This window comes from Desertihabitans aurantiacus (assembly GCF_003344635.1).
Lineage (GTDB): Bacteria > Actinomycetota > Actinomycetes > Propionibacteriales > Propionibacteriaceae > Desertihabitans > Desertihabitans aurantiacus.
This window is the reverse complement of record NZ_QPKK01000134.1, coordinates 1-10366: the sequence shown is the minus strand read 5'-3', so window position 1 is coordinate 10366 and position 10366 is coordinate 1. Positions and strand designations below refer to the sequence as shown.

10 protein-coding genes are annotated in these 10366 nt (G+C 75.0%); 2 read left to right on the top strand and 8 right to left on the bottom strand.

Annotated features, from left to right (window positions below):
• Positions 1-149: 149 nt before the first annotated feature.
• The 7 genes from sppA to DVA66_RS11765 form a co-directional block, all read right to left on the bottom strand.
• Entirely contained in the window at positions 150-1931 is a 1782-nt protein-coding gene (sppA, locus tag DVA66_RS11795; RefSeq protein WP_114560266.1) for a signal peptide peptidase SppA, read from the bottom strand.
• A 119-nt stretch (positions 1932-2050) separates the two neighbouring features.
• On the bottom strand, positions 2051-2659 hold the full coding sequence (locus DVA66_RS11790) for a response regulator transcription factor (RefSeq protein ID WP_114560265.1): 609 nt from the start codon (positions 2657-2659) through the stop codon (positions 2051-2053).
• Positions 2656-3750, bottom strand: a complete 1095-nt coding sequence (locus DVA66_RS11785; protein WP_198671690.1) for a sensor histidine kinase — start codon at positions 3748-3750, stop codon at positions 2656-2658. The genes DVA66_RS11790 and DVA66_RS11785 overlap by 4 nt, the downstream gene beginning before the upstream one ends.
• Positions 3747-4505, bottom strand: a complete 759-nt coding sequence (locus tag DVA66_RS11780; protein WP_114560263.1) for an ABC transporter permease — start codon at positions 4503-4505, stop codon at positions 3747-3749. The genes DVA66_RS11785 and DVA66_RS11780 overlap by 4 nt, the downstream gene beginning before the upstream one ends.
• The gene (locus DVA66_RS11775; RefSeq protein ID WP_114560262.1) at positions 4502-5452 is read right to left on the bottom strand and encodes an ABC transporter ATP-binding protein; all 951 of its coding nucleotides are present in this window, start codon (positions 5450-5452) and stop codon (positions 4502-4504) included. Before DVA66_RS11775 ends, DVA66_RS11780 begins: the two co-directional genes overlap by 4 nt.
• Positions 5453-5520: 68 nt before the next feature.
• Positions 5521-6072, bottom strand: a complete 552-nt coding sequence (locus DVA66_RS11770; protein WP_114560261.1) for a mycothiol transferase — start codon at positions 6070-6072, stop codon at positions 5521-5523.
• The gene (locus DVA66_RS11765; RefSeq protein WP_114560260.1) at positions 6069-7166 is read right to left on the bottom strand and encodes a DNA polymerase domain-containing protein; all 1098 of its coding nucleotides are present in this window, start codon (positions 7164-7166) and stop codon (positions 6069-6071) included. Before DVA66_RS11765 ends, DVA66_RS11770 begins: the two co-directional genes overlap by 4 nt.
• A 35-nt stretch (positions 7167-7201) precedes the next feature.
• On the opposite strand from DVA66_RS11765, the gene DVA66_RS11760 reads away from it, so the two are divergent.
• On the top strand, positions 7202-7882 hold the full coding sequence (locus DVA66_RS11760) for an SDR family oxidoreductase (RefSeq protein WP_114560259.1): 681 nt from the start codon (positions 7202-7204) through the stop codon (positions 7880-7882).
• 19 nt (positions 7883-7901) lie between these two features.
• Positions 7902-9401: a mannitol dehydrogenase family protein gene (locus tag DVA66_RS11755; RefSeq protein ID WP_114560258.1), complete on the top strand. Its 1500-nt coding sequence runs from the start codon at positions 7902-7904 to the stop codon at positions 9399-9401.
• Positions 9402-9485: 84 nt separating this feature from the next.
• Here the strand turns inward: DVA66_RS11755 and DVA66_RS11750 are convergent.
• On the bottom strand, positions 9486-10366 hold an 881-nt coding region (locus DVA66_RS11750), incomplete at its 5' end, for an FGGY-family carbohydrate kinase (RefSeq protein WP_269801619.1).

Genomic DNA, 10366 nt, shown 5'->3' with positions numbered 1-10366 from the left:
GTCGGGTGCCGGGGCCGGGCTCGACGGACGCCCCGCCGACCCCGGACGTCCGCGGTCGGCGAAGGGATCGAAGTCGTCGTGCGGCACGGACACCCCCTGGCTCAGGCTGTTTCGTACCACAACGCAGTGCCGGGAGCGGGAGTGCCGGCTCAGCTGAAGGAGAGCTGCCAGGGCAGGGAGAGGACGCCCGGCAGCCGCAGCCCGAGCACCGTGGCGGCGCGCAGCAGCAGCGCCTCGGGCCCGCCCGGGGTCACCCGGACCGCACCAGCACCGGCCGGGCCGGTCCAGCCCGCACCGGTCTCCCCGCGGGGGCTCTCGCTGGAGCGGGCCGGGCGCAGCTGGGACAGCACCGCCGAGGCGGGCACGCTGCGCAGCCCGACCCGTTCCCGGTCCAGCCCGGCCAGCTCGCAGGCCCGGTCGACGGCGACGTCCATCCCGCCGAGGTGGTCGACCAGGCCGTGGCGGGCGGCGTCCGCGCCGGTCCAGACCCGCCCGCGGGCCAGCGGCTCGAGGACGTCCAGGGCCATCCCGCGGTCCGCGGCGGCCTTGCTGGTGAAGTCGGCGTACACCTCGTCCAGCCAGCGGTCGAGGACGGCCCAGTCGTCGTCGGTGAACCCGCGCAGGCTGCTGAACATGGCCGCCCGCTCGCCGGCCGTCATCTCCTCGCGGACCAGGTCGACCTTGTCGGTCAGCCCGGTGGTGACGAACTTGCCGGCCAGCACGCCGATCGAGCCGGTGAGCGTGCTGGGGGCGGCGACGACCTCGCTGGCGCCCATGCTGATGAAGTAGCCACCGGAGGCGGCGACATCGCCCATCGAGGCCACCACCGGGCGTCCGCCCTCGACCAGCCGGCGGACCTCGCGGCGGACGGCGTCGGAGGCCACGTAGGAGCCGCCGGGGCTGTCCACCCGCAGCACCACGGCCTTGACGTGCTCGTCGTCACCGGCGGCGCGCAGGTGCTGGGTGATGGTGTCCGAGCCGGCGGTGGGGCCGCCGAGGACGCTGCCGCGGGTGCTGGGGCCGGTGACGATCGGGCCGTGCACGCCGACCACGGCGACCGAGTCGCGGCGCTTGTCGACGAGGTTGCGGACCATCGCCGGCCCGCCGCGCTCGGCGGCGTAGCGGTGCACGTAGTGCAGGTCGACCTGGGAGCCGGCGGCGGCGTCCTCGCCCTCCCCGGTCGCGGCCGCGCCCCACTCGGAGCGGAGCCAGGCGTAGACCTCGTCGCGGTAGCCGAGGTGGTCGACCAGCCGGCGCTCGCGGGCGTCGGCGGCCGTCAGCGGGGCGGCGTCCACGGCGGCGCGGACCTCGTCGCTGGGCAGCTCGCGCCGCTCGGCGACCACGGCCACCGTCTCCTCCAGGACGCTGTCGGCCAGCCGCTGCATCATCTCGCGCTGGGCCTCGGTCACCTCGGCGGCGGCGAACTGGTTGGCCGCGGTCTTGTACTCGTGGCGCTGGCCGAACTGCGGCTCCACGCCCGCCTTGTCCAGGGCGCCGCGGAGCAGGGTGACCTGCAGGCTGACCCCGGTGAGCCCGACCGCACCGCTGGGCTGCAGCCAGATCTGCTGGGCATGGGCGGCCAGCCGGTAGCCGAGCAGCCCGTTGGACAGCTCGCCGAAGCTCTCGGTGAACGCGACGGTGGGCTTGTGCACGCCGAAGGCGGCGATCAGCGCGCCGACCTCGTCGACCTGGGCGGCGCTCAGCGGGCAGTCGCCGACGTGGACCACCAACCCGACCACCTTCGGGTCCTTCGCCCCGGCCCGCAGCCCGTCGCGGATCCCGCGCACGGTGGGCACGTGCATCGCCCGCAGGAAGTCCCCGGGCGAGCGCGGCGGGGCCGAGAGGACCCCGCGACTGAGGTCGAGCTCCAGCACGGTCGGCAGGCTGGGACGGCGGCGGACGAGGTCGGTGAGCTCACGCGTGAGGTCCATGCCGGCCAGCGTAGGTGGGCCCGCTGACACGCGGAACGGCTCGCGGCGTGGAGCGGCGCGGGTTGGGGTCTGAGCCAGGGCAACCCCCGAGACGGCGCCCGGTCGACTGGCCTGAGGCGCTAGAGCCACCCGTTCTCGCGGGCGACGCTCGCGGCGGCGGCGCGGTTGCGGGTGCCGGTCTTGCCGATCGCCCCGGAGAGGTGGTTGCGGACCGTCCCCTCCGACAGGTGCAGCCGGGCGGCGATCTCCCCGGCGCTGGCCCCGGTCAGCGCCGCCCTCAGCACCTCCCGTTCGCGCTCGGTGAGCGGGTTGTGCCCGCTGGTGAGCGACTCCGCGGCCAGCATCGGGTCGACCACCCGCAGACCGGCGTGCACCCGGCGGACGGCCTCGGCCAGCTGCCCGGCCGGGGTGTCCTTGACGACGAACCCGGACGCGCCGGCGTCCATCGCCCGACGCAGGTAGCCGGGCCGGCCGAAGGTGGTGACGACCAGCGAGCGGCAGCCGGTGCCGGCGGCGGCGAGCTGGCCGGCCACGGCGATGCCGTCCATCCCGGGCATCTCGATGTCGAGCAGGGCGACGTCGACCCGGTGCTCGCGGACCGCCGGGAGCACCGCGTCGCCGGTGCCCACCTCGGCGACCACCTCGAGGTCGCGCTCGAGCCCGAGCAGGGCCGCCAGCGCCCCCCGGACGAGGTCCTGGTCGTCGGCCACCAGCACCCTGATCGTCACGGCATCCTCACCTCCAGCTCGGTACCCCCGTCGGCCGGTGCCCGCAGCACGAGGGTGCCGCCGGCCTCGCCGACCCGCTCCCGCAACCCGCTGAGCCCGGTGCCGGCCGCGACCTGGTCACCGACGCCGACGCCGTCGTCGCGCAGCCGCAGCGACCCCTCGGCGAAGGCCAGCCGGACGTGCCTCGCGCCGGCGTGCCGGACCACGTTCGTGGTGCCCTCGCGCAGCGCCCAGCCGAACAGCGCCCGCAGGTCGGGACGGACGTCGTCGGGGTCGCCGTCCTGCTCCAGGGCGACGCCGGCGGCGTCCAGGGCGGTCCGCGCGGCGGCCAGCTCGCTGGCCAGGTCGGAGATCCGCAGCCGGGCGACGGTGCGCCGGATCTCGGCCAGCGACGTCCGCGACAGCCGCAGGACGTCCTGCACCTCGGCCCGCGCGCGGACCGGGTCCACCTCGAGCAGCCGGTCGGCCAGCTCGGCCTTGAGGCTGATCACGGTGAGGCTGTGGCCCAGCACGTCGTGGACGTCACGTCCCACCTGCTCCCGCTCGGCCAGCAGGGCCAGCTCCTGACGCAGCGACGCCTCCCGGCCGACCCGGCCGGAGAACCAGCGGAAGGCCACCAGCACCCCCAGCGTGCTCAGCACCCCGAGCAGGCTGAGCACCCCGACCAGGTCCGGCGCCGGGTCGAGCACGACCAGCAGCAGCGCCGCCGCGAGCAGTGCGGCCACGGCTGCCACCGCGTGCCGCGGCGGCAGCCCGAACACCGCGAGCGCCATCGGGAACGGCAGGCTGTAGAGCACGTAGCCACCCTGCGCGGGCAGGGTCAGCGCCAGCAGCGCGACGAGCACGCCGATCCACAGCCAGGTGCGCAGCGTCGGCGAGCGGACCGGCAGCAGCCCGGGGTTGCGGTTGGCCAGCACGTAGGCGAGCGCGAAGACCAGCAGCGCCCCGCCCGCCACCGCCCGCGGCAGCAGCGGACCGTCGCCGACGACCAGGAAGAACAGCGGGATGGCCAGCAGCACCAGCCAGGCCGCGGCGAACCCCCAGCCGGGGTCGGCCGGGACGCGGGGACCGCGCCGTGGGGAGGAGGTCACGCCCGTCGGGTCCCCCGGCGCGCCGCCAGCACCGCCAGCGCGCCCAGCACGAGCGTCCATGCCCCCACGTTAACGACCGGCAGCCACAGCGGGTCCTGCACGAGCTCGCCCGAGAGGGTGGGGGTGGCGCCGTCGGTGAGCGGGTAGCGAGCCAGCGCCATCACGCCGTAGACCGGGGTGAAGCGGGCGATGTCGAGCAGCCAGCCGGTGAGTGGGACGAAGGCGCCGCCGAGGAAGGCCAGCACCACCAGCAGCCCGGACGCCGCCCCCACCGCGGCCTCGGAGCGGAACAGCTTGCCCACCGCCACCCCGTAGCAGGCGAACACCACCGAGCCGAGCAGGATCAGCACCGGGGACAGCACCCACACCCGCGGCTCGGCACCCGCCCCGGTCAGCGCGCCCAGCCCGAACACGCCGGCCACCGGCAGCGCCGCCACCACCAGCGCCACGAACACCTTGACCCGGACGAACCCGCCGCGGGTCATCGGGGTGAGGGCGAGCTGACGACCCCACCCCTGGTGCTGCTCCAGCGCCGCCGAGCCGGCCATCCCGGCGGCGGCGGTGATCGCCCCGTAGGTGGCCAGCGAGATCATCGTCTGGGCCGCCACGTCGCCGTGGGCGAGCCGGACCGACCCCCAGGGCACCATCGCTCCGAAGACCAGGAAGAACAGCATCGGCAGCGCGAGGGAGAAGACGGTGCTGCTCCAGATGCGCAGGGTGCGTTGCAGCTCCAGCAGCGCGTAGGTGAGGTTCATCGGGGCTCCTCGAGGACGGGTCCGCCGGGAGGTGCGTCGGTGAGCCGGAGGAAGGCGTCCTCCAGCGAGGCCGGGGCGATCTCCAGGTCGCGGGCCGGGGTGCGGGTGAGCAGGTGGCGGGCCAGCACGTCGGGCTCGGACGCCCGCAGCACGAGCCGGGCGCCCTGCCGGGAGACGGCGGCGACCCCCGGCAGGCGGGCCAGCACGGCGTCGGCGGGTGGGTCGTCCCAGGTGACGCCGACCGTGCGCAGCGTCGAACGCCGGATCTCACGTGTGGGACCGTCGGCGACCACCCGACCGGCGGCCATCAGGACGAGCCGGTCGGCGAAGGCGTCGGCCTCCTCCAGGTGGTGGGTGGCGAAGAGCACGGTGCGTCCGGCCGCGGCCTCGGCGCGCATGGCGGTCCAGAAGGCGCGGCGGGCGCCGACGTCCAGCCCGGTGGTGGGCTCGTCGAGGACGAGCAGCTCAGGGTCGGGCAGCAGCGCCAGCGCGAACTTCAGCCGCTGCTGCTCACCGCCGGAGCAGCGGGCCACCCGGCGTCCGGCCAGCGCGGTCAGGCCGGCGCGTTCGAGCACCTCGTCGACCGCCAGCGGGGCACGGTGTAGCGAGGCGATCATCCGCACCGTCTCGGAGACCGTGAGATCGCGCATCAGCCCACCGGTCTGCAGCACCGCCGACACCCGGCCCTCGACCACCGCCTGACGGGGCCGGCGCCCGAGCACGCGGGCGTGGCCGGCGTCGGGCTCGGTGAGCCCGAGGACGACATCGAGGGTGGTCGTCTTGCCGGCGCCGTTGGGTCCGAGCAACGCCACCACCTCGCCGCGGCCGATCTGCAGGTCCACGCCGTCGACCGCCTGCACGCGGCGGCCGCCCTCACCGCGGAACCGCTTGACCAGCCCGGTGAGCTCGAGGGCCTGGGTGCCCGGTGGTGCCGTGGTCGTCGTCATGGCACCAGGCTCGCGGCCCGCGCCGGGAGGGACCTGCGAGCAGCGTCACGACTCCCGGATGACGACTGTCACGGGCGACCGTCCCGCAGCAGCTCGACCGCGGCGTCCAGGTGGCCGAGGTGCCGGGAGTGCTCGTGCAGCAGGTGGAAGGCGATCCAGCGCAGGGTGGGCAGGGTGTCGCCGTCGGCGAACCGGCCGCCGGTGCGGGCGAGGGTGTCCAGCGGGGTGCCGGTGAGCACCTCCTCGGTGGTGCGCGCCTGCTCCTCCAGCCGGGTGGTCAGCCGGGCGGCGTCCACGTCCTCGGGCACGCTCCACCGGGCACCGCCGGTCTCCGACGGGTCGGCGCTGCCGGCGCTGCCCCAGTCGCCCCACGGCTCGTCCACCGGCTCGGCGAGAAACCCCCAGCGGATCCAGCGGCGCTCCATGTGCAGCAGGTGCGACAGCAGCTCCAGCGGGCTCCAGCCCGACGGCAGCACCGCCGTGCGCTGCTGCTGCGGGGTCAGTGCCGCGACCGCCTCCACCACCTGTCCGCGCAGGAGGGCCAGGTGGGCCACCAGGTGCTCGACCTCGCCACCAGGCAGCCCGGGAGGCGGCTCGCCGGGGTTCGCGGCGCCGCTCACGCCTTCTCCCGACGACGTTCGGTGCCGGTCTCGTCGGTCTCCCAGTTGGCGGCGTTCTTCTTCGACGGCTGCACCCGCGGCGGCTCGCCCGGCATCTTGGGGTGGTCGGGCGGGTAGGGCATCTCCCCCAGACCGGACTCCTCGTACCACTCCAGCAGCGGCTCGATCGAGCCCGCGGACTCGTCGATGCCGGCCCACGGGTCGCCGTCGGCCAGCCGCTCGGGGACGGTGAAGAGGTTGAGGCTGCGCGGGTCGGTGGTGGTGGCCAGCTCCTCCCACGACAGCGGCGTCGACACCGGGGCCCCGGGCAGCGGGCGCAGCGAGTACGCCGAGGCGATGGTGCGGTCGCGGCAGTTCTGGTTGAAGTCGACGAAGATGCGCGCGCCGCGCTCCTCCTTCCACCAGGCGGTGGTGACGCCTTCGCTGCGCTGCTCCAGCCGCCTGCCGAAGCCGATCGCGGCATGGCGGACGTCGACGAAGTCCCAGCGCGGCTCGATCCGCACGTAGACGTGCACGCCCCGGTTGCCGGAGGTCTTGACGTGGCCGGTCAGCCCCGCCTCGGTGAGCAGCTCGCGGGCGACCAGCGCCGCTTCGACCGCCTCGGCGAACCCGGTCCCGGGCTGGGGGTCGAGGTCGATCCGCAGCTCGTCGGGGTGGTCGACGTCGGCGCGGCGCACCGGCCACGGGTGGAAGGTGAGGGTGCCCATCTGGGCGCACCACACCGGCACCGCGATCTCGGTGGGGCAGACCTCGGCGGCGGTGCGGCCGGAGGGGAAGGTCACCTCCACCGACTCCAGGTAGTCCGGGGCGCCCTGCGGCACCCGCTTCTGGTAGAACGCGTCGGACTTGTCGCCGGGACGCCCCGTGGACAGCGTGATCCCTGGGTGCACGCCGGCGGGCCAGCGCTCCAGCGCGGTGGGCCGGTCGCGCAGCGCCCGCATCAGCCCGCCCCCCACGGCGGCGAAGTACTCGGCCACCTGCAGCTTGGTGATGTCGGGCGTGGAGTCGGTGGCCGGGTAGATGACCCGGTCCGGGCTGGAGACGCGCACGGCCCGGTCGCCGGCCTGCACCTCCGCCGCTGCGGTCTTCGCCATGGGCGCCAGGCTAGGGCCGCAGTAGCGTTCCCGCCATGGACACCCGCCCCCTCGCCCTGGTCACCGGCGGCTCGCGCGGTATCGGGCTCGCGATCTGCCGCGAGCTCGCCGCCACCCACCGGCTGCTGGTCGGTGGCCGCGACCCCGAGCAGCTCGCGCAGGTGTGCGCCGACCTGCCGGACGCCGAACCGTGGCCGGTCGACCTCGCCGACGCCGACGCCGTCGCGGAGGCGGCCGCCGGGATCGAGGAGCTCGACGTCCTGGTGCACAACGCCGGCGTCGAGGCGTCCGGCACCGTGGCCGAGCTGACCCGCGAGGACTGGCGGCGGGTGCTCGAGCTCAACGTCGTCACCGTCGCCGACCTCACCCGGGCCCTCCTGCCGGCGCTGCGCCGACGCCGCGGGCAGGTGCTGACCATCAACTCCGGCGCCGGGTTCACCGCGGGCGCCGGCGGCGGGCTGTACGCGGCCTCCAAGTTCGCCCTGCGCGCGTTCACCGATGCGCTGCGGGAGGAGGAGCGCGGCACCGTCCGGGTCATCTCGGTGCACCCGGGCCGGGTCGACACCGAGATGCAGCAGCGGATCCAGGCCGGCGCCGGCCGGGAGTACCGGGCCGAGGACCACATGCGTCCCGAGACGGTGGCCCGGGCGGTCGCGCAGGCGCTGGCCACCCCGGCCGACGCGGTGGTGGAGTCCCTGTCGATCCGGCCCGCCTGAGCGTCCTAGGGTGACGGGCATGACCGCGCTCAGCCCCGCCACCCTGGACGCCCTGCCCGCCGAGGTCCGCCGACCGGGCTACGACCGCACCGCCGTCCGCGCCGGGATCGTGCACTTCGGGCTCGGCAACTTCTCCCGCGCCCACCAGGCGATGTACCTGGATGAGCTGCTGGAGCAGGGCGGCGGCCAGGAGTGGGGCATCTGCGGGGTCGGGCTGATGCCCCGCGACGCCGCCATGCGGGACGCGCTGCGCGCCACCGACGGGCTGTACACGCTGGTGCTCAAGCACCCCGACGGCACCCTGGAGCCGCGGGTCGTCGGGTCGGTGGTCGACTACCTCTACGCGCCGGATGATCCGCAGCGGGTGATCGACCGGCTGGCCGACCCGCAGACCCGCATCGTCAGCCTGACCGTGACCGAGGGCGGCTACAACGTGCACCCGGTCACCGGCGAGTTCGACCTGGGCAACGCCGCGGTCACCGCCGACCTCACCGGTGCCCACCACCCCACCACCGTGTTCGGGCTGGTCACGGCCGGGCTGCGGCTGCGTCGTGAGCGCGGGATCGAGCCGTTCACGGTGATGAGCTGCGACAACATCCCCCACAACGGCGACGTCGCCCGCCGCATGTTCAGCGCCTACGCGCGCGAGCTCGACCCCGAGCTGGGTGCCTGGATGGCTGAGCACGTGTCGTTCCCCAACTGCATGGTCGACCGGATCACCCCCGCGACCACCGACGACGACCGCGCGGAGGTCCGGGAGCGCTGGGGCATCGAGGACCTCTGGCCGGTGGTGGCCGAGCCGTTCACCCAGTGGGTGCTGGAGGACGACTTCCCGCTGGGACGTCCCGAGCTGGACCGGGTCGGCGTCCAGCTGGTCGAGGACGTCACCCCGTACGAGCTGATGAAGCTGCGGCTGCTCAACGCCTCCCACCAGGGGTTGTGCTACTTCGGCTACCTGGCCGGCTACCGGCTGGTCCACGACGTCTGCTCCGACCCGCTGTTCGCCGACTTCCTGCTCGCCTACATGACCGAGGAGGCCACCCCGACGCTGCCGCCGGTGCCCGGGGTCGACCTCGCCGCCTACCGCGCCACGCTGATCGAGCGGTTCTCCAACGCCCAGGTCCGCGACACCGTGGCCCGGTTGTGCGCGGAGTCGTCGGACCGGATCCCCAAGTGGCTGGTGCCGGTGATCCGGGAGAACCTGGCCAGCGATGGACCGGTCGAGCTGTCGGCGGCGATCGTGGCCTCCTGGGCCCGCTACGCCGAAGGGGTCGATGAGCAGGGCGAGCCGATCGAGGTGGTCGACCAGCTCGCCGACCAGCTGGTCCCGATCGCCCGCTCCCAGGTCGAGGGCGACCCCGACGTGTTCGTGCAGAACGAGCAGCTCTTCGGCGACCTCGCCAGCCAGGAACGCTTCCTCACGGCCTACCGGTCGACGCTGTCCTCCCTGCATGCCCACGGCGCCCGGGCCACCCTGGAGTCGCTGATGGCTGACCGCCCGCGACCCTCGCAGGGCTGAGTGACTCACGCTTCGACAGGCTCAGCGCACTGGGTTGCGTCCGCGCTCAGCCGGACACCAGCGCCCTGAGCCTGTCGAAGGGCCTCACCAGCCCGCGGTGCGGTCGCGGAGCTCGCGGTAGGCGGCCAGGACGTCCGGGGTGGCGTCGGCCTCCAGGGTCTCCGAGGTGCCCTCGAGCTCCCAGACCGGAGGCTGCTCCGCACCCGAGAGCACCCACGCGGCCTGGCGCGCGGCACCGCGCGCGACGTACTCCCCGTCCGGCGGCAGGGTGACCGGGACACCGAGGACGGCCGGGGCGAGCGCCCGCACCGCCGGCGACTTGGTCGCCCCGCCGACCATCGACACCGCGGTGGTGCGCACGCCGGTCACCTGGTCCAGCGCCTGCACGGCGTCGGCCACCGAGCACAGCAGCGCCTCGAAGGCGGCCCGGGCGACGTCCTCGCGGGTGGTCGAGGTGGTCAGCCCGTGCATGGTGCCGCGGGCGTCGGGCCGGTTCGGGGTGCGCTCGCCGTCGAGGTAGGGCAGGAAGGACAGCCCGTGCGCACCGGCCGGGGCCGCCAGCGCCAGCCCTGCCAGCTCGTCGTAGCCGACCCCCAGCAGCCCGGCGGCCAGCTCGAGGATCCGCGCGCAGTTGATGGTGCAGGCCAGCGGCAGCCACCGCCCGGTCGCGTCGGCGAACCCGTTGACCGCCCCGGACGGGTCGAGCACCGGGTCGGCGGCGACGGTGGAGGCGACCCCGGAGGTGCCCAGCGAGATCAGCACCTGGCCGGGCTGCAGGTCCAGCCCGAGCGCGGCGGCGGCGTTGTCGCCGGTGCCGGCGCCGAGCAGCGCCCCGGTGCGGGTCTGCCCGGCCGAGGCGTGCGCGGGGACGATCTCGGGCAGCCGCGGCCGGTGGCCCAGGGCGTGCTCGGCCAGCTCGGCGTCCCAGTCGTCGGTCTCGGGGGAGAAGTAGCCGGTGCCCGAGG

Excerpts from the sequence above, each read along its gene's own strand:
- DVA66_RS11760 (WP_114560259.1), top strand. The coding sequence starts at position 7,202 with ATGGACACCCGCCCCCTCGCCCTGGTCACCGGCGGCTCGCGCGGTATC.
- DVA66_RS11780 (WP_114560263.1), bottom strand. The coding sequence starts at position 4,505 with ATGAACCTCACCTACGCGCTGCTGGAGCTGCAACGCACCCTGCGCATC.
- DVA66_RS11775 (WP_114560262.1), bottom strand. The coding sequence starts at position 5,452 with ATGACGACGACCACGGCACCACCGGGCACCCAGGCCCTCGAGCTCACC.
- sppA (WP_114560266.1), bottom strand. The coding sequence starts at position 1,931 with ATGGACCTCACGCGTGAGCTCACCGACCTCGTCCGCCGCCGTCCCAGC.
- DVA66_RS11765 (WP_114560260.1), bottom strand. The coding sequence starts at position 7,166 with ATGGCGAAGACCGCAGCGGCGGAGGTGCAGGCCGGCGACCGGGCCGTG.
- DVA66_RS11755 (WP_114560258.1), top strand. The coding sequence starts at position 7,902 with ATGACCGCGCTCAGCCCCGCCACCCTGGACGCCCTGCCCGCCGAGGTC.